The sequence below is a fragment of the Streptococcus sp. HMSC064D12 genome (assembly GCF_001837205.1).
Classification (GTDB): domain Bacteria; phylum Bacillota; class Bacilli; order Lactobacillales; family Streptococcaceae; genus Streptococcus; species Streptococcus salivarius_D.
The window spans coordinates 65,311-85,687 of record NZ_KV831769.1 but is presented as its reverse complement, the minus strand read 5'-3'; the positions used below and the strand labels follow the sequence as shown (position 1 = coordinate 85,687).

Annotated in this window: 13 protein-coding genes and 1 pseudogene; 4 read left to right on the top strand and 10 right to left on the bottom strand. The window is 40.1% G+C overall.

The features are described 5' to 3' along the window. Window positions 1-98: 98 nt before the first annotated feature. The 7 genes from alaS to HMPREF2697_RS09800 all read right to left on the bottom strand — a co-directional run bounded on the left by alaS (window position 99) and on the right by HMPREF2697_RS09800 (window position 9,288). Window positions 99-2,717: an alanine--tRNA ligase gene (gene alaS / locus HMPREF2697_RS09825; RefSeq protein WP_013990152.1), complete on the bottom strand. Its 2,619-nt coding sequence runs from the start codon at window positions 2,715-2,717 to the stop codon at window positions 99-101. A 173-nt stretch (window positions 2,718-2,890) separates the two neighbouring features. After that, a complete protein-coding gene (locus tag HMPREF2697_RS10565; protein ID WP_153300621.1) occupies window positions 2,891-3,028 on the bottom strand; it encodes a hypothetical protein in 138 nt (45 codons plus the stop codon). A gap of 68 nt (window positions 3,029-3,096) precedes the next feature. Further along, a complete protein-coding gene (locus tag HMPREF2697_RS09820; RefSeq protein ID WP_002886735.1) occupies window positions 3,097-4,239 on the bottom strand; it encodes a peptidyl-prolyl cis-trans isomerase in 1,143 nt (380 codons plus the stop codon). A gap of 61 nt (window positions 4,240-4,300) precedes the next feature. After that, window positions 4,301-5,008, bottom strand: a complete 708-nt coding sequence (locus tag HMPREF2697_RS09815) for an O-methyltransferase (protein ID WP_002886734.1) — start codon at window positions 5,006-5,008, stop codon at window positions 4,301-4,303. A gap of 71 nt (window positions 5,009-5,079) precedes the next feature. Next, entirely contained in the window at window positions 5,080-6,300 is a 1,221-nt protein-coding gene (locus HMPREF2697_RS09810; RefSeq protein WP_014633522.1) for an L-lactate MFS transporter, read from the bottom strand. A 212-nt stretch (window positions 6,301-6,512) separates the two neighbouring features. Then, on the bottom strand, window positions 6,513-8,318 hold the full coding sequence (gene pepF, locus HMPREF2697_RS09805; RefSeq protein WP_014633523.1) for an oligoendopeptidase F: 1,806 nt from the start codon (window positions 8,316-8,318) through the stop codon (window positions 6,513-6,515). A gap of 10 nt (window positions 8,319-8,328) precedes the next feature. Then, complete coding sequence (locus HMPREF2697_RS09800) at window positions 8,329-9,288, bottom strand: competence protein CoiA (RefSeq protein WP_014633524.1); 960 nt, start codon at window positions 9,286-9,288, stop codon at window positions 8,329-8,331. 1,323 nt (window positions 9,289-10,611) lie between these two features. On the opposite strand from HMPREF2697_RS09800, the pseudogene HMPREF2697_RS10445 reads away from it, so the two are divergent. Then, window positions 10,612-11,602 (top strand): annotated as a pseudogene (locus HMPREF2697_RS10445) (IS3 family transposase); the annotation flags it as partial. Window positions 11,603-11,919: 317 nt separating this feature from the next. On the opposite strand, the gene HMPREF2697_RS09785 reads toward HMPREF2697_RS10445, so the two are convergent. Together HMPREF2697_RS09785 and HMPREF2697_RS09780 are read right to left on the bottom strand one after the other, a co-directional pair. Further along, window positions 11,920-12,759: a CHAP domain-containing protein gene (locus HMPREF2697_RS09785; RefSeq protein WP_002886729.1), complete on the bottom strand. Its 840-nt coding sequence runs from the start codon at window positions 12,757-12,759 to the stop codon at window positions 11,920-11,922. A 228-nt stretch (window positions 12,760-12,987) separates the two neighbouring features. Then, window positions 12,988-14,946, bottom strand: coding sequence for a GbpC/Spa domain-containing protein (locus HMPREF2697_RS09780; protein ID WP_002886728.1), 1,959 nt, complete (start codon window positions 14,944-14,946; stop codon window positions 12,988-12,990). Window positions 14,947-15,354: 408 nt separating this feature from the next. Between HMPREF2697_RS09780 and HMPREF2697_RS09775 the strand changes: the two genes are divergently transcribed. From HMPREF2697_RS09775 to HMPREF2697_RS09765, 3 genes are all read left to right on the top strand, one after another. Next, window positions 15,355-16,095, top strand: a complete 741-nt coding sequence (locus HMPREF2697_RS09775; protein ID WP_002886723.1) for a CPBP family intramembrane glutamic endopeptidase — start codon at window positions 15,355-15,357, stop codon at window positions 16,093-16,095. Between the two features lie 239 nt (window positions 16,096-16,334). After that, window positions 16,335-17,231, top strand: coding sequence for a LysR family transcriptional regulator (locus HMPREF2697_RS09770; protein ID WP_002885507.1), 897 nt, complete (start codon window positions 16,335-16,337; stop codon window positions 17,229-17,231). 10 nt (window positions 17,232-17,241) lie between these two features. Next, window positions 17,242-18,087 (top strand): aldo/keto reductase, encoded by an 846-nt coding sequence (locus tag HMPREF2697_RS09765; protein WP_002886720.1) that lies wholly within the window; start codon window positions 17,242-17,244, stop codon window positions 18,085-18,087. Between the two features lie 203 nt (window positions 18,088-18,290). On the opposite strand, the gene metG is transcribed toward HMPREF2697_RS09765, so the two are convergent. Then, window positions 18,291-20,294, bottom strand: coding sequence for a methionine--tRNA ligase (metG, locus tag HMPREF2697_RS09760; RefSeq protein ID WP_070850541.1), 2,004 nt, complete (start codon window positions 20,292-20,294; stop codon window positions 18,291-18,293). Window positions 20,295-20,377: the final 83 nt, after the last annotated feature.

Below are 20,377 nucleotides of genomic sequence, written 5' to 3'. Positions count from 1 at the left end.
TTTCGGAACCACTAGCACAGCTAGTGGTTTTCGTGAGACAAGAAAAAAAGATAGGATTTTCATCCTACCTTTTCAAGTTTCTTTTATTGTATCACATCTTAAAGCTGTTCTGCTACTGCTGAAAGAAGATCTTGGATACCATTGGCATCGCTACCACCGGCCATGGCCATATCTGGTTTACCACCACCACGACCTGATACGATTGGTGCAAGAACCTTGATGACATTACCTGCGTGAACATCCTTAGACTTGCTTGCTACAAGGACATTAACTTTTTCGCCAATGTGAGCTGCAAGGACAAGGACGTCAGAGTAGTCTGCTTGTTTCCATTGGTCAGCAAATGTACGAAGGGCACCTGCGTCAGATACTTCCACTTGGCTAGCGATGTAACGAACACCATTAGCTTCTTTAACGTCTTTGAAGACATCACCAGCTGCTGCTGCTGCTGCTTTTTCTTTAAGAGCAGCATTTTCTTTTTGAAGGGCATGCAACTGCTCTTGAAGGCTAGCAACCTTGTTAGGTACTTCTTTCAATTGTGGTGCCTTAAGTGTTGCTGCGATTGCTTTGAGGGCATCTTCTTCTTCACGGTAAGCAAGGTAAGCTTCACGTGATGTCACTGCCAAGATACGACGTGTTCCTGAACCGATACCTTCTTCTTTGACAATCTTGAACATACCGATTTCAGCAGTGTTGGCAACGTGTGTACCACCACAAAGCTCAACAGAGTAATCACCGATTGAAACGACACGAACATTCTTACCATATTTTTCACCAAAGAGGGCCATAGCTCCCATTGATTTAGCAGTGTCAATGTCTGTTTCAATAGTTGTTACTGGAGTGGCTTTCCAGATTTCTTCGTTGACTTGTTCTTCAATAGCACGCAATTCTTCTGGAGTTACAGCCTCAAAGTGAGTGAAGTCGAAACGCAAGAATTCTTGTTCATTAAGAGAACCCGCTTGGACAGCATGATCACCAACAATATTATGAAGGGCAGCATGCAAGAGGTGAGTCGCTGTGTGGTTTTTCATAACACGGTGACGACGTGTGTGGTCAATTTCAAGTTTGTAGTTAGCACCTACAACAAGTTCACCTTCAACCTCAACAGTGTGAAGCGCTTGTCCATTTGGTGCACGTTGAACGTCAACAACACGCGCAACGACTGTACCAGCTGCATCTGAGATCGTACCGTGGTCTGCTACTTGTCCGCCCATTTCAGCGTAGAATGGTGTTTGTTCAAAGACAAGGAGTGCTTGACCAGAATTTACACTATCATGACGAGCATCGTCAGCAACGATTACGCTCAAACGGCTTTCTGCAGTCTCTGCTTCATACAAGAACTCAGATGGTTCAGTGATGTTTGCGAGGGTTTCATTTTGCATACCCATAGAACCACCTTTAACTACGCTAGCACGCGCACGTTCTTGTTGTTCTTTCATGGCTGCTTTAAAACCTTCATGGTCAATCTTGAAGCCTTCATCTTCAGCCAACTCTTCTGTCAATTCCACTGGGAATCCGTAAGTATCATAAAGTTTGAAGATGTCTTTACCTTCAAGCGTATCTTTACCAGATTTCTTAAGGTTAGCAAGAAGCTCGTCAAGCATGCTTGAACCTGCATCGATAGTACGTGCAAAGGTTTCTTCTTCACGTTTAACGATTTTTTCGATAAAGTCTTTCTTCTCAAGAACTTCTGGGTAATAGCTTTCCATGATTTGACCAACAGTTGGAACAAGTTTGTACAAGAAAGCATCAGAAATGCCGAGACGACGGCCGTGCATTACGGCACGACGGAGAAGACGACGAAGGACATAACCACGACCTTCATTACCTGGAAGGGCACCATCACCAATGGCAAATGCCAATGAACGGATGTGGTCAGCGATGACCTTGAAGCTCATTGTGTCACCATCTGGATCATAAGTTTTACCAGACATTTTTTCGATTTCACGAATGATAGGCATGAAGAGGTCTGTTTCAAAGTTTGTTTTAGCCCCTTGCATTACGGCTACAAGACGTTCAAGACCCGCGCCCGTATCAATGTTTTTATTAGGAAGTTCCTTGTATTCTGAACGTGGAACAGCTGGATCTGCGTTGAATTGTGACAAAACGATGTTCCAAATTTCAATGTAACGGTCGTTTTCAATATCTTCTTCAAGCAAACGGATACCAATATTGTCAGGGTCAAAGTCTTCGCCACGGTCAAAGAAAATCTCAGTGTCTGGTCCTGAAGGGCCAGCACCGATTTCCCAGAAGTTATCTTCAATTGGAATCAAATGACTAGGTTCAACACCGCAAGCAATCCAACGGTTGTATGAATCTTTATCATCTGGATAGTAAGTCATGTAAAGTTTGTCTTTTGGAAAATCAAACCACTCTGGGCTTGTCAAAAGCTCATAACCCCATTCGATGGCTTCATCACGGAAGTAGTCACCAACTGAGAAGTTACCAAGCATTTCAAACATTGTGTGGTGACGAGCTGTCTTACCAACATTTTCGATATCGTTGGTACGGATAGCCTTTTGTGAGTTAGTGATACGTGGATTTTCAGGAATCACAGAGCCATCAAAGTATTTTTTCAAAGTGGCAACCCCTGAGTTAATCCAAAGAAGGGTTGGATCGTTAACTGGAACCAAGTTAGCTGATGGTTCAACAGCGTGACCTTTTGATTTCCAGAAATCAAGCCACATTTGACGAATTTGTGCTGAAGTAAGTTGTTTCATTGTTTCTCCTTAATTAATTGTTTTTTATTTTGAGCTATTCTCGAGCATTTCCACATAGTCGATAGCGACACACAGCGAAATACCCAAAGAATAAAAGACAAGTCCACTAAACGAAGGGCGACGTGAACCGCGGTACCACCTTCATTCAATGAACTTGTCATTCTTATTTGTCTTTAATTGTGAACTTTGAGTAGCAAGTAACCAGATTCGTCCATGGCTCGCAGCGACCGCCATTTTTCTGTATCAGAAGCGATGATTACCAATCTCAAAGGGAAGGCTAAAAATGTCATGATATTAGAACTTTCAGCCACTCTCCATTTTAATGTGTTTTAGGTCTTAGGTCAAGCTGATAATAGCATTATCAACTCTATCATGTGATTTATTTGCTAGAGCTTGATGATGAACTTGATGAAGCTCCAGAACCAGTCACATACTGGTCAAGAATTGCGCTAAAGGCCTTGTCTACAACTTTAACATTATATTTCTTAAGGACCTTAGCAATCACTGAGTTAGTGAAGTTAGTATCAGATTTCTTACCATTGATGATAACCTTAGTCAAATCATCCTTATAGTTTTTCCAATCTGCATTTTTCTCAGATTTTGAAACAGTTTTGACGATGTAGTAAGTTGCAGCACCAGTTGAGCTGTTTGAAACAGTCACTACGTCAGAAACGGCATTAGCATCTTGTTTAAAGGCTGCTGTCAAAACATCTGCTGGAAAGTCTTGAGAAGCTGAGTTAACTGTCTTAGAAGTCACTTCCAAGCTGTTATCTTTAGCTACTTGTGAGAAATCTGCTCCTTCTGCCTTAGCTTCAGAGTCTACTTTATCTGCCACTGCTTTATCAGTAGTTGAAACCACTTGCACCTCTGTATTCGGTGTGTAGTTATCATAGGCAGCCTTGTAATTTGCTTCCGTCAAATCTTTCTGTGCGGCTTGGTTAACAGCGTACTCAACCAATTTTTGTGTACGGATTTGAGTACGGTATGACTCTTCTGTTTGACCATAGGCTGCAAGTACTTGTGAGAATTGATCTCCGTATTGTTCTGAAGCTTGCTTATAAGCTTTGTCAACGTCTTCTTTGCTGACCTTGCTACCATATTCTTTTTCAAGAGCCTTTTGCAAAGTTGCACTCAAAACACTTTGTTGTGTTTGGCTGCTACCTTTAAGTGAATCAAAAACATCACCGACAGTAACAGTATCACCTTTCATAGATACCAAAGTTGTTTCTTCAGTTGTTTTGTTACCTAGAGAAACATACATAGCACCTGCACCAACGAGAGCTGAAACAGCTACAAGGGCAAGACCTCCAAGGAAGCGACCACCTGAGCTTGGTTTACCAGCATCACGTGTCTTTTTAGTTTTAGCACGTTTTGCTTTTTCTTTCGCTTTTTCACTGGCGAGGGCGATGCTTTCCTCTTCTTCTTTTTGGCGATCAAGATGCTCTTGTTCTGCGTCTTTGTCTGCTACAACCTCTTCAACAGTTTCTTCTGTTGACTCAAGGTTTTCATTTTCTTTAGCCATTCTATCTACTCCTTAAATTGTCAATATCCCTGTTATTATACCACACTTACTTAAATAATGCTTAATCTGGTAAGATAATATTTTCAGAATTTTTCCGAAGCATAAGAAGTCCGTCACTCATAGGGACCAAACTAGCAGTCAATCCAGGGTTATCTAAGGTCGCATCAAAAAGACGATGCAAGCCACGATAAATCGTACGCTGACCACGACGAACCTCCATGATGTCTTTGGCAATATCGCCCCCTTGGAAGATATCATCAAAGACGATGACACCACCTACCTTGAGACGTTTTAGGATTTCAGGCAGAAAGACGATATATTTAGACTTGGCTGAGTCCATAAAGACAAAATCATAGTCAGTGTCCAAATCTTGCAAAACTTCTGCTGCATCTCCTTCGACCAAGGTAATTTGTTTGCGACTGTCATACTTGGCTAGATTTTCCTTGGCAAAGCTAATCATTTCTTCATTACGATCAACCGTCGTAATCTGAGCATCAGGTGCATACTCAGCCATAAGAAGGGCTGAAAAACCAATAGCTGTTCCTACCTCAAGGATTTTCTTAGGCTGCAAGGTCTGCAACAAAAATCGGAAATAAGCAACTACTTCGTGCTGGATAATTGGAATATTTTCCTTACGAGCAAAGGCCTCCAGTTCAGCCAAATGCCCTTTATTTTCCTGAAGATGCGTTCGCATGTAGTCCACGATATCCTTGTTGACTACAGGACGTCGCATGTTGTGATTTGCATTTTTACTATATGATTTAACCATGTGTTTTATTATATAAAAAATCCCTAGCGAGTGCTAGAGATTTTTCTTATCTATAAATCAAAACGTCATCATTAAGCTACTTGACGTAACCCCCTCTTTTTCAAGAGGTAGGAAATGACCAAAGCCACCACGTAAAGAGCTATGAAAACAAGCAAGGTCATCTGGTATGATTTTGTCAATTCGTAGGTTACGGATAAGAGCATTGGCCCCACTAAGGCCGCCATCGCCCAGGCAGTCAAAATATAACCATGAAGGGTAGCCAACTCCTTTGCCCCAAAGATATCGCTAAGGTATGGAGGAATCAAGGAGAATCCTGCCCCGTAGCAAGTCATCAGAACAGCCATCGCAACCACAAAGACAAGTGGCACTTGCAGGACAATTAGGAGGATGGCCATGACAATATTAACCACAAAAAGGAGAATAAAAGTCTTCGGACGTCCAATATAATCCGACAAGCCTGCCCACAGAAGGCGACCAAAACCATTAAAGATTCCCATAACACCTACAACAACTGACGCTGATTCCGCTGACATCCCAACCATATCTTGAGCCATTGGAGAAATAGCAGAGACAAGGGCTAAGCCACATGAAATATTGATAAACAGAATAAGCCATAACCAGTAGAAAGTTGATGATTTCAGAGCCTCATTAGCCGTAACTCCCTTGCTCAAATTAGCAACCTGACGGTTCGGACTCTTGTCAGCCAACAGTTGTGCTTCCTCTACACTTGGTCGTTTAATGAATTGTGAGACAAAAAGCATAACAACAAAATAAACGACTCCCAAGATATAAAAGGTCTGCTCAACACCACGTACCTGAATCAGATATTGAGCAATGGGACTGGTTAACAGCGAGGCAAAGCCAAAGCCCATAATGGCAAGGCCAGTCGCAAGTCCACGCTTATCGGGAAACCACTTAATAATAGTTGAAACAGGCGTAATATAACCCACACCCAGTCCTAGACCACCAAGAATACCATAACCAAGATAAAGCATCCACAGCTCTCCATGAGCAATGGCAACTCCTGTCAGAATGTTACCCCCAGCATAGAGAACGGTCGACATACTTCCAGTCACTCTAGGACCAAATTTTTCAACCAGACGTCCCATGAAAGCTGCAGAAAGCCCTAGACAAAAGATAGCCAATGAAAAAGCAAAAGAAACTGAAGATTGATCCCAGCCAGTCTGGGCCATAATAGGATTACGATAGATACTCCAAGCATAGGTAGACCCCAACATGAGATGGAGTAAGACACCACACGTTGCTACAAGATAACGATTGGTTGTTTTCACAAAAACCTACTTTCTATTTCTGAACATTGTTCACTTATAAAACATAAAACGTTAGGTTTTTAGTCTATCATGAATATAAACTAGGGGCTATAAATATGCTCATTAACTCATTTCCAAATCAATTAGAGCTTTTATTTTAGTAAACGTTCGTTTTTTAGACATAAAAAGAATCATCCTGATTCAGAATGATTCTCTCATATGGTAACTTCTTTTTACGAAAGGTGAACACCTTTTTCAACCAAGACTTCCAATTCAACGAGACGGTCTTCAAAAACTTTGAAGGCAGCATCTAAGTAGTCGGTATTGGTCATATCAACACCAGCTTTCTTGATGACTTCCAAAGGATAGTCTGAGCTTCCTGCCTTAAGGTAAGTAAGGTAAGCTTCTTTATCTTCTTCAGTACCGTGAACAATTTTTTCAGCCAAGTAGCTTGCCGCAGCAAATCCTGTAGCGTATTGGTAGACATAGTAGTTCATGTAGAAATGCGGAATACGTTCCCACTCAAACTGAATTTCGTAGTTATCTTCAGCTTTAAGGTTATAGTATTTCTCATTGAGGTCTGCGTAAAGCTTATTCATGAAGTCCGCTGTCAAGATTTGACCAGATGCATCTGCCTCATGAATAGCATGTTCAAACTCGGCAAATTGTGTTTGACGGAAGACAGTTCCCTTGAAACCATCCAGATAGTGGTTAAGAATAGCAAAACGTGTCTTGTCATCTTTGACCTCTTTAAGAAGCGTTTCTGTCAAGATATTTTCATTGGTTGTAGACGCAATTTCCGCCAAGAAGATTGGGTAATCTCCGTAAACATATGGTTGAGTCTGCCGTGTGAACGTTGAATGCAAACTGTGGCCAGTCTCGTGAACCAAGGTAAAGAGATTGTCCAAAGTATCTTGCCAGTTCAAAAGCATGAAGGCATTGGTATCATAAGCACCACCTGAGTAGGCACCTGAACGTTTTCCTTTGTTAGGGTGAACGTCAATCCAACGTTCCGTAAAGGCTGCATGAACCCCTTTACTATACTCTTCACCAAAGATTGCCAAGACTTCTTCTGCTTTCTTGAGGGATTCTTCATAAGTAAGAGCAGTTTCAGTCTCAGAAAGTGGTGTATAGACGTCATACATCTTAAGCTCGTCAAGCCCCAAGACCTTCTTACGCAAATCAAGGTAACGATGCAAAAGTGGCAAATGCTTGTTCACTGATTCCAAGAGTGAGTCATAAACACTCTCTGGAATAAAGTTAGCCGCAAGTGCTGCATGACGTGCTGAATTATAGTGACGAACTTTGGCTTGGTAATTGTGAACCTTGACAACGCCTTGGAGTGTTTGTGCATAAGTATGTTGGAACTGCTCATAAGTACCGTACATCGCTTCATAAGCTCCCTTACGAATGTCACGGTCCTTAGATTCCATGAGAGTGATAAAGTTACCATGTGTCAACTCAACCACATCCCCTTGACCATCTGATACCCATGGGAAGAGGATATCAGCATTATCCAAGACATTGAAGGTATCCGTTGGGCCGTTGAAAATATCACCGGCTGCTGCCAAGAGCTCTTCAGCTTCTTGAGAAAGAACGTGGTCCTTGTTTGCCAAAAGACGTTCGAAATAGTGATCATAAAGTCCAAGACCTGGCTCTTGTTCTTTAAATTCAGCTAATTTCTTATCATCCAAGGCCATAAATTCAGGCTCAAAGTAAGCAAAGGCTTCACTCAACTGTGAGTAAAGGTTTGAGGCCTTAGCTTGGTACTCTTGGTAAAGACCTACTGTTGTGTCTTGGTCATTTTTCATTGACGCATAGACATAGATTTTCTCCAAGCGACGCATAAGACTCATATAAAGTTCAGTTGCCTCAAGCAAGTTCTTAGCAGAATCTAAGAGATGACCTGCATAAGCACTAGCCTTCTTCAAATCCTGAACAGTGCTTTCATATTCAGTCTCCCAATCTGCATCTGTCGCAAAAATGGTCGTCAAATCCCATGTGTATTTCTCTTCTAAATGAGCACGATTGTCTGACATAATATTCTCCTTAATTGTATCTATTCTTTACTATTTTAGCATAAAAGGTGGGAGGGTAGAGAGTTTGTCGATAAGAAAAATGCCTTTTTCGATAATATTGCATAAAAAGCTTTTCAAAACCTTCAAGTGACTGTCTAATTTGTACAAAGCCCTGCTTAGATTCAGGAAATCTTACTTGTGGGGAAAAATCCTGATCAGACAGGCATAATAAATTCATTCCATTAAGATAGGCTTCTTCCTGCCTTCTCATCCACCTTGGATTTTTCCCCATTAATTCTCGTTGAATCACATGTGAGACCCTCTTTCGCTGAGTTACTTTATAAGTCTCAACCTTCTCTGCTTGATAAGGAAAACGTAAAACTGTCATGAGATTTTCGGTTAGTGGCCAGGCCTTAGTTAAATAATAGACTTTCCCAAAAATATCCTCATAGATGAGATACTTAAGTCTAATTTCCTCTCGCTTCCAATCAAGCTCCCATAGGTGAAATCCTATCTTAGCCGTAAAATAGAGAAAGTCCCGCTGTAGGTCTGTTAAACGTCCATTCAACCAGAGTTCCTCACCCAAAAGCCAACGCACTTCGTAACCTGCTTGGTGATAGGCACATGTCCTCTCTCTCAAACGTTGCTGGGATAAACGAGAACACTGAACTTCTAGAGCCAGGGAATCGCCAACAAATAAATCTGCAATTTGCCCCAACTCGGACAAAACCTTTTCAATACTTACTTTTTCACCATGATTAACCAAAGATTTATATAAGGCTGCCTTAAGCGATAAATGTTGAGCCGATTCATTCTCCGAGAAGAACTGACAATCTTGCAAAGATTTATGAGCAAAATGTGGGCACATTACCTGGCCATGCCTCAATAGGACAACTCCCTGGCATCCAGGACAGCTATAGGATTCCTTACGTTTCAAACAGGTTTCTAGAGCTAAAACGAGGTTTCCCTCCTGATTTTTTGCAATTAACATGACTCTCTCCTTCGTGCACTCTCTTACTTATTCGTAAAAGAATTCACAAAATAAAAAAACATCTAGATTACTCTAGATGCATCCCCCATTCAAACTGAAACTTGCTCCCTGCTGTATGGAAACTTAGGTTTATAGGTGTATAGCTTAACCTAGGATACAAGTGCCACTCAGTCCATTCGATCTCTTTTCAACAATCTCGATACCTAAAGGAAAATCCCCCAACTTTCCTTGGTATCAGGATCTTGAAAACAGTTTCTATCCAACATAACCATTAAAAATAGTCAATGTAGCATAGACAGATGCTCTCACAAACATCTGATCAAATTCCGTCACTGAAGCATCATCCCAATATGCTTTTCACCCTTTTATTCCTCAATCCCACTAAAAACTTAATCCTTGAGTTGATAATGAGATAAAACAATTTTTAGACTTTTACAAGTTAAAGTCTCTATTTACTAACATTGAACCACCAATTTCCTAGGTGCAGTTCAGTACCAACAAACTCAAAATTGTGTTGGCTCAAAATGGTTTCTGGTCAAGAGTATCTTGTGATTGATAGTCAGTCAATCTGAGAAGCTTTCCCTCTAGCTTCTTTACACAGAACGTCATACTGCTTACAAGATACTATTTCCTAGAAGAGTATTGCTAAAAACGCCACTCTCAAAACATACCACCTATCAGTCATTAGGTTTAGTCCACCTTCTGATAGGTATATTAGCAGTTACTGCTTTATTTTCTCTCCCTCTTCGCTTTTGAAGATTAGTCTCTACCGATTCTGCTGTTTTTGAATCTGTCGTTAGCTCTACACGGATTAAAAATACCGCTAGCTCCCGCTACGATGATGCTGATGTTTTAAATCGATTAATCTAATTTTTTTGCTGTTTAAATCTTCTCTTTTTAAATCATCACAATGAAACATTGGAATTTGATAACTTAGAATTCCAGATTCTAAGCTAGTCTTTTTTGATCAGGGAGTCACCCTTCCAAAAAACAAACTCTTCCTAACACAATCTATTATACTTTATTATAATTTTTTGTCAATTAATTTATTTCATATTTTTTGAAAATATTTTTAAACACTCTTTTTAGATAGTTAAAACAGTTCAAAAACACTATAATATAGGCATTTGTGTTACTGTTGAAAAATTAGAAAACATCCTTTGTTTTTTAGTCAAGGTCAATAGAATATGTTAGCTATCAGAAAATTTTATTTTTATTATTTTCGACTAACTTGATTTTACTTAACTAGTCAAAACCAACCGTGAAATGATCTACACCCCAAAAGTTAGACAGAAAAAATCTAACTTCTAGGGTGTTTTTATTATGAAATTGACTTATGAGGATAAAGTCCTTATCTATGAACTTAGAAAGGAAGAAATGATTGATAAAATCCTACATGAATACTGTTCTCAAGATAGAGTTTCTCTCGAATATTCTCTCCCAAATCAAGGGATGCTTCCTAACTGGCTCGCACAATACAAGAAAAAGCTAGAAGAAATGACGGAACTAGAACGTCTTCAAGCAGAAAATGCGGTTCTAAAAAATGAGAGAACTCCGATTGAGGGACGAAAAAGAGCAAAGAGAAAAACGGAAATTGTTCGAGGATTGGTAACAGAGTTTACTTTAGAGATTCTTCTAAAGATTATTAAGCTTGCTCATTCGACCTATTATTACCACTTAAAACAGCTGGATCAAACGGATAAGAGCCAAACTATCAAAGCTGAAATTCAAGCTATTTTTACTGAATACAAGGGAATTATGGCTATCGTCACATCACTCTCGCATTGAGAAAACGTGGCTTTATGGTAAATCATAAGAAAGTGCAACGTCTGATGAAGGCTCTTGGTTTAAGTGCTCGAATTCGTCGTAAACGTAAGTATTATTCATACCAAGGAGAGGTTGGTATGAAAGCAGAGAATCTCATTCAACGCCAGTTTGAAGCATCAAAGCCAATGGAAAAGTGCTACACAGATGTGACAGGGTTTGCCATTCCAGCAAGCACTCAAAAGCTTTATTTATCACCAGTTTTAGATGGTTTCAACAGTGAAATTATTGCTTATAATCTTTCAACGTCACCGAACTTAGCACAAGTAAAAATGATGTTGGAACAAGCCTTCACAGAGAAGTGCTATGAGAACACTATTCTGCATAGTGATTAGGATGGCAATATCAACATGATTTCTATCATCATTTTTTAGAGGACAAGAGAATCCAACCGTCCATGTCACGTAAAGGCAATAGTCCAGATAACGGCATGATGGAATCCTTCTTTGGCATTCTGAAGTCTGAGATGTTTTATGGTTATACTGCTACCCAAAATCAGTAAAATTGTTTATGCCATATTATTGTAACGCCTTATCAAAAAAATCACCAGATAAGGTGTTGGTTTAGTGTACACTTTTTACACTAAACTTTAGTTCAAAAAAAGACAATTTCCTTAGTTTGACTATGAAAGTCAAACTATTTTTCGGCAAATACCTTGATATACTTGACAAATGATAGAAAAGGACTTAGTCCTGTGCGATACAGAACTAAATCCTTTGCTTAAATTAATTGTCTAACTTTTGGGGTCAGTACATTATGATTTAATACCCTCAAAATAGCAACCATTCTCACGATTGTTCAATAGATTTAAACCTTTTCAAGGACAGACTGGATTACCCAAGTTTTGCGATTTCCGATTTGGACAAGGACACCATCACTTGGTGGGTCAATGGCTAACACTTTGAAGTTACCTGGAATAGTAAAGGTCTCACCAGGATTGAGGTACTGGTCTGAAGTAGGATTGCCTTGTCCATCAACTTCAAGAACAGGTCCAGGATCAACGATATTGTGTTTGGTTGGTGTGCCTCCAGCTAAATCTTGACTAGTGATGTTATTTCCTACTATAGATGTTACACGGAAAGTTCCTGTGAAGCGAACCGTATCACCAACTTTGATAGAAGAGTTAGTAGGATTTCCATTTTGAGCCCCTGGTTCGAGGTCTTTAAAATGGATATAACCAGACACTTGACTCTTGTGGAAACTACGTTTGTGATATTTCTCAGGCCCTTGACCTGCATCGTAGTTGTACTCCTCAATGGTCACCTGATCACCACGAACTTCCGCAACCCAAGCGACATGTCCCATGTGACCTGCTCCATTGACACCAGCTGAGAACCAGGCGATACTCCCTACGGCTGGATTCATGTCGACACGGTAACCATTGGCACGTGCAATGCTTCCCCATGTAATGGCATTCCCATAGCCTACAGGTAGGTTGAAACCATTAGTGTTACTGAGGCGATAGGCTGCAAAGGACGTACACTGACGCCAGTACATGGTCCAAGGGTCAACACCAAAGCCCCCATATTTCCAAGAGGATGGATAGTCATCTCCGAGAACAGCCGCCTGAGCAGAGCTGCCACACGAAACCGAAACAGTCGCTAGACAGGCTAGCGGTAAAAGACAATTTAGTAATTTTTTCTTCATTTTTACCTCCACCTATCTATTCGCAGTTTTTCTGGAAAATGGAGGTAATTTTTGCGTTTAAGCTCCTCTTAAGCTGTTCAGGCTATACTATCATCAATCCTAAATAACTTTTTTCATTTTCATAATCTCCCAAGAAGCGATCCAAGTGGCCGCCTTTTATATGCCTTGAATATACAATATAAGTGCACAAAAAAGCCAGGAAAATTTCCTAGCTTTTGAGGTATTATCTTAGTGTTTACGTTTGTAAGTTGAGATACCGAACAAAGCCAAAGCTGATGTCACCATAGCTGCACCTGCTGCTACAGAAGCTGCTGTTGATTTTTCACCAGTAGCTGGAAGAGTTGGAGCTTCTTCTTTTACAGGTACTGATGTTGGTATTACAGGTACTGATGTTGATGTTACAGGTTTACCTGGAGTTGGTTCTGCTGGAGTTGTTGGTACTTGAGGTTTTGGTTTCTCAGTTGTTTCTTCAACAGATACAAAGTTTTTGTGGTAAGTAACTTTTGCTGAAACAGTATTTGGAAGAACTGGTTTGTTTGGTTCTTCTGGCAATTCAGGAACAATTACAGATGAATCTGTCGCAAACCAATAAGCGATTGGAACATTAAGGTTATTTCCACCTGCGATAAAGTCCATTGGTTCACCCTTGAAGATTGTTGCAGCAGCACCATAGTAGGCATTCTTCGTACGAGGCGTTCCGTCTGAGTTAATCGCATCCCAACCTTCATCTGTGACTTCACCAGTTGTTGGATCCACTGTTGGATCACTGTTAAAGCGTGAACCGTTAGCAACAAATTCGTTATCGTTTGTTGCATAAGCATAACCATCCTCATGCAAAGTGATAGATGAACCAGGAATTTGAACGTATTCATTACCATTCAAACCAACTTTTTCAATGTGGTTTCCAAGCTCAGTGTTCCAGTGGTTAAGTGAAGAGATACTCAAAACTGAACCGTTCTTAGACAAATCAAGTGGTGTCACAGATGACTCAGAATCAAAGAAGTTCAAGTTCATCTTAACGTGAAGTTTTTTATTAGTGTCGTCAGTTTGTGAACCAATGAAAAGTGTCTTAGTTGGATCGTGGTACAACTTAACAATGGCTGAACCATCTGTACTTGGTGTTTCTACCAAAGTGTAAGTTGCAACAATTTTCTTAACTGGAGTACCATTGAATGATGTTCCGTTTATGTTGTTGTATGTTACAGTCAATGTTTGACCCGTAGCCATCTTCAACCATACATCTTCAGTGTATTCACCGTCAGCATTGATAGTGTATTGTGTACCGTTAGCTGCACTGAAGTCACTTGGAATGTAACGAGATGTGTTGAATTGTTCAAGGATTTCATCTACTGAATGACCTGATTGGATTGTTTTATCCAAGTAGTCAACAGAACCTGCTGAGTTTTCAACAGTCATAGTAGCATCAGATTCTGTTTTATAAATCAAGCCAGTAGCATTTTCAGCCAAGCCTTTTGTCAAAAGACGAGCTGTTGTTCCACCAGTGTACTCTTTGTATGATTTTTCCCAAGCAGCATAAGCAAGAACGTCTTGGTAGTATTTATCCAATTGTGTCTTGTAATCTGCAAGTTTTTGTTTATATTCTGAAACCGCAGTTGTCAAAGCTGTTGTTTGAACTTTGTTGTCATTGTTAGCAGCTTCAACGCTAGTGTGTTTAACACCTGCTTCTTCTGTAGCTGTGAATCCCCCTGTTGCAACAACATTTGCTTTAGCAGATGTAAGAGCTGCATCAGCTTCTTCACGAGTCAATTTATTTTCAGAAACAACTGTATTTGAAGCTTCTTGAGCATCTCTAGCTGCTTGATCTTGGACAGCTTTAACATCAGCAGAATCTTTTGATGCTGCTGCAGTCATTGTTGCAGCTTTAACAGCGTTATCGAAGTCAGGATTTGAAACTTCAGCAATAGCTTTAGTTGTTGTTTTTACAGTAGTATCTGTTTCAGTAGTAGTTTTTTCTTCTGTTCCAGGTACTGTAGTAACAACTGCTGCATCACCTGTTGTCTTAACAAGATTAGCACTTGATTCTGCAGCCGTATTTGATACGGTTGCATCAGCATCAGTAGTTGCTGTTACATCTTTAGCTTCATCTGCAGCTGCTACACTTGTAGCCGCGAGTCCTGCAAGCAATACGCTTGAATACAATGTTGTTTTAAATGGATTGACTTTCATTTACACTTTCTCCTTCTTGGTTAACATTTTTAACCTAATTCTTCACCGCCTAATATACTACCGTGATTTTTTAAATTTAGCAATAGTTTTCTGAAAAAAATATTATATATTTGCTACACGTTTTTAAAATTTGACACACTTTTGTTATATTTTAATCATTTCTTTACAATTTAGTGTAATTCGTAAGGCTTTTAAAGAGTTTTTACTTAATACTTTCTTATAGCTGTTCATTTATTTCTCATAATAAACCGTTTCAACGATAGAATAGGCTTCCTATTAGAAACAGGTCATCAAGAACTGGCCTCTTCATAACTAAAAACACATAAAAAAACACCTTCAAGACCTTGACTTTAAATGTTTTTCGTCGTATGCTTGAAAAAAATGTTAAGAAAGTTGGGGGACTTTTCAATGACAAAAAAAGAAATGAGATTGCTGATCCTTCTTGGGATTAGTATTATTTTAGCGAACCTTGTACTGCGTTTGATTCTTAGGCCTCTGCCTGAGAATATTGGTTATCTCATTAAAACGCTTGGCCTTATGTGTCTATACTATTTCCTCGTACAGAGACGCCTTGGATTAAAGATCAAATCGACTAAAAAGATACGTTGGTCTGAAACCTTAGGGGTTTGTTGGTTTCTTCTTTTGGCAGATTTCTTCTATGTTTCTGCGGTTGCTTTGGGGATCAGTAAAGCACCTCATATGATAGGAACTGCCTTGGTTATTGCCTTAGGAGCCGGGTTTTTTGAGGAATATTTTTTTCGTGGACTTTTCCTTAAACTCGCCTTCCAAGATGGTATTAGATCTTCAAAACAGGTTTTAGGAGTCGTTCTCTTGTCTGCCTTATCTTTTGGTTTGGCCCATCTCGGGAATCTCACTCATCAACCCTTGAATGCTACCCTGTTCCAAGTTTATTATGCGACAGCTATAGGAATATTCTTTGCTGCTATTTACCTACGTACTGGTAGCCTCTGGTGGACTATTATTCTGCACTGTTTGGTTGATTTTGCCAGTGTTCTTCTCTCGCAATCAACACAGGCTGCACCAGCTACAAGTATCTGGAATTTCATTTTCTGGCTACCTTTAATTGCCCTAGGACTCTTCCTTATTCGTCCTAAAAAATTGAAAGCCATTAGATATCTTAATGATTAATATTTCAAACTGCATCCCATAAGTTAGATTTTCAGTGTCTAACCTGTGGATGCAGTTTTTCATTTATCAGAACTGCTTTCTTACGACTTATCTCAATTTCCATAATTACTCCTAAAACGATTTAATCATAGAAATTTCATATCAGGTCTTCATCTATTCCTATCAGAATTTTGCTGATTTTAGACTTCTCATTTTGTTATAATATGACCTACAATCATATTTTTTCAAAGGGGATGCTTATGAATTTTCAACAATGTCGCTATGTTCAGACTATCGCTGAAACAGGGTCTTTTAGTAAGGCTGCTAAAAAACTCTTTTTGACTCAGCCTAATCTCTCAGCATCCATCCGTGACTTAGAGGAAGAACTTGGCGTCCAACTCTTTGAGCGTTCCAATACAGGAGCCAAACTAACTGATGACGGTCATGATTTTCTCAAATACGCCAAACGTATTCTTGGAGAGTTAGATCTCCTAGAGGGACGCTACCGTAAATCATTCAAGAAATCATTCACTGTTGCCAGTCACCACTACGATTTCTTATCACTTCCTATGGCTCACATTGCCCAACGTTTTCGTAGTGATTATCAAGAATTTCAACTGATTGAAACAACGACTAGGAAGATTCTCAAAAGCGTTGAAAGCTTCGAAAGTGACCTGGGGATTATTTATCTAGATGAAGACAACGACCATATCCTAGAACGCAGTTTCCAACACATGGATCTGACTTTCACCCCACTCGGAGAGTTTGAAACTAAGATTTTCTTAGGTCGCCAACATCCCCTAGCTCACAAAAAATCCCTCAACCTCAAAGATTTAGAGGGATACCCACAGGTCCGCTTTCGTCAAGAAAGCTCTGGAATCCATTTTGACGAAGATCCTCTCGAGGTTCTGCCTGACCAACAAGTGATTTACAGTAATGACCGAGGCAGTGTCATGAATTTACTCTGTGCCTCAGATAGTTACGCTTCTGGCCTCGGTATTGTTAATAGTTTCATTAAGGACCAAATTGTTTTACTTCCACTGAAGAACAGTCCAAAGCACACCTTGGGTTTTGTGACCAATAATAAACAGAAACAATCCGCAATTATTCAAGCATTTATCGAGGAAATTCAGGATAGCTTACTACCCCACCACTAAGGAGAAGAAAATGGAATTTCAAACACTTAATAATGGCATCAAAATACCTGTGCTTGGTTTTGGTGTCTGGCAAATTTTCGATCAAAAAGAATGTCAAAAAGCCGTTGAAGATGCTCTTTCTGTAGGCTTTCGATTGATTGATACTGCTAGTCTTTATCGAAATGAGGAAGCCGTGGGACGTGCTATTAAGGCATCTGGTATCCCTCGCGAGGATATTTTCCTGACTAGTAAAGCCTGGATTAGCCAGCTTGGCTACGAAGATACCAAATTAGCCCTAAAAGAAACACTTCGCAAACTAGATACTGACTATCTTGATTTATATTTGATTCATCAACCTTTTGGCGACTTACATGGTGCCTGGCGTGCTATGATTGAGCTTAAGCATGAAGAACTTATTAGAGCCATTGGTGTTTCTAACTTCTCAACAGGGCGTTTGACGGATTTTGCCTTGCAGACACCGGTCATTCCAGCAGTCAATCAAATCGAGTTGCATCCCTATAAACAACACAAACTGATTCAGAAAGCTGATAAGGAATTCGGCACCCTAACGCAAGCCTGGGCTCCTTTTCATAGAGGAGAGGATGGTATTTTTCAGGACCCAACTCTGACTGCTATTGCTGAAAAACATGGCAAGACAGTTGCCCAGGTCATCCTCAGATGGCAAACCCAACAAGGGATTTTGACCATTCCTAAAAGTACCCATATCGAACGGATGAAAGAAAACTTTAATAGCTTCGACTTCCACCTAGACCAAGCAGACCTTGACGCTATCAGTAAACTAGACCGATACCCTGATGCCTATGGTCCTGATGAAAGTGTGGAACGCATTAAGCATTTATTGAAATATAGTGTATAAAAAAACGAGTTCGACTGAACTCGTTTTCTTATACACTAGGTCCTCTTAAGACTTCCCTTAAGAGTAGATGATTTCCGGTTTTAAGGAAGCAAAACTTCCAAGCACTCAACAAAGATGTGTTTCAAGCGCTTTACTCACAACCGAAGATTAGTAAAAAACAGTTTCCCAATTCAAAAAATTGATAAACTATTTTTTATGATATTTTACCCAATCACACTTCCGTTTGGAACCGATGAATCTACTGTCAAGACAGTGAGTTTGCCGTCATGTTCTGCGGAAAGAATCATACCTTGGCTGACATATTTCTTCATCATCTTACGTGGTTTGAGATTAGCCACGACTTGAAGTTTCTTGCCGACCAATTCTTGTTCGTTTGGATAGAATTTAGCAATACCTGAGAGGATTTGACGATCTTCACCGTCACCAGCGTCAAGACGGAAGCGAAGCAATTTGTCTGAACCTTCGACTTTTTCTACTTCTTTAACTTCAGCGACACGGATTTCAACCTTGTCAAAGTCATCAAATTTGATTTGGTCTTTTTCAGACTTAAGTTCAACCTCTTCTGGGTTCCATTCCTTCTCTTGAGGTTTGCCTGCGTTCATTTGAGATTGGATGTAGGCAATTTCCTCGTCCATATCCAGACGTGGGAAGATTGGAGTTCCTTTTGAAATGACTGTCACATTTTCTGGGAATCCTGAAAGTTCAAGATTTTCAAGGTCAAACGCTCCTGACAATCCGAGCTGTTCCATAATGGCATTTGAAGTGGTCATCATGAATGGTTGAATGAGGTGGGCAACGACACGAAGACTAGCAGCCAAGTGAGCCATAACTGCTGCTAATTGTCCCTTGTCACCATCTTCTTTAGCGAGAACCCATGGAGCTGTTTCATCAATATACTTATTGGTACGTGAAATGATGTTCCAAACTGCGTCCAAAGCACGTGGGAAATCCACAGCATTCATTTGTTTGTGGAATTCTTCGATATTTTCAGCTACAACCTTGGCCAAATCAGCATCAAAGTTTGTAACGTTTTCAACATAGGCAGGTACTTGACCACCGAAATACTTGTTGATCATGGCAACTGTACGGTTGAGGAGGTTTCCAAGGTCGTTAGCCAATTCATAGTTAATACGAGCCACATAGTCTTCTGGTGTGAAGGTACCATCTGAACCGACAGGAAGACTACGCATGAGGTAGTAACGGAGTGGATCAAGACCAAAACGTTCTACCAACATTTCTGGATAGATCACGTTTCCTTTAGACTTAGACATCTTACCGTCTTTCATGACGAACCAACCGTGGGCAACAAGACGTGTAGGCAATGGCAAATCAAGAGCCATAAGGATGATTGGCCAGTAGATTGAGTGGAAACGAAGGATATCCTTACCAATCATGTGGATGATTTCGTGGTTTTCATCATTTTGCCAGAATAAATCAAAGTTACCATGCTCATCCTGACCATAACCAAGGGCAGTGATATAGTTGATAAGAGCATCAATCCACACATAAACCACGTGTTTTGGATCTGATGGTACTTTTACTCCCCAAGTGAAGGTTGTACGTGACACGGCCAAGTCTTCCAAACCTGGCTCGATGAAGTTTTTAAGCATTTCATTCATACGACCATCAGGTTGGATAAATTCTGGGTGTTCTTTAAAGAAGGCAGTCAAACGGTCTGCGTAGTTACTGAGCTTAAAGAAATATGATTCTTCAGAAACAAGCTCTACTTCATGTCCTGATGGAGCTACCCCACCAATGACATTCCCTTGCTCATCACGGTAAACTTCTGCCAACTGACTTTCAGTGAAGAATTCTTCGTCTGAAACTGAATACCAACCTGAGTATTCACCAAGATAGATATCTCCTTGTTCCAAAAGACGCTCGAAAACTTGAGCAACAACTTTTTCATGGTAATCATCAGTCGTACGGATGAATTTATCGTATGAGATATCCAAAAGTTGCCAGAGGTCCTTAACACCAACAGCCATACCATCCACATACTCTTGTGGTGTAATACCTGCTTCCTCAGCCTTTTGTTGAATCTTTTGGCCGTGTTCATCAAGCCCAGTAAGGTAGAAGACATCATAGTTCATCATACGTTTGTAACGTGCCAAGACGTCACAAGCAATAGTTGTATAAGCAGAACCAATATGTAATTTACCAGATGGGTAATAGATAGGTGTTGTGATGTAGAATGTTTTTGTCATTTTAATTTCCTTTCATGTGTTAACAAATGGGCTAACACTGATGATATAACATCTTATTATAGCACGTTTTGGACACTAAAAAA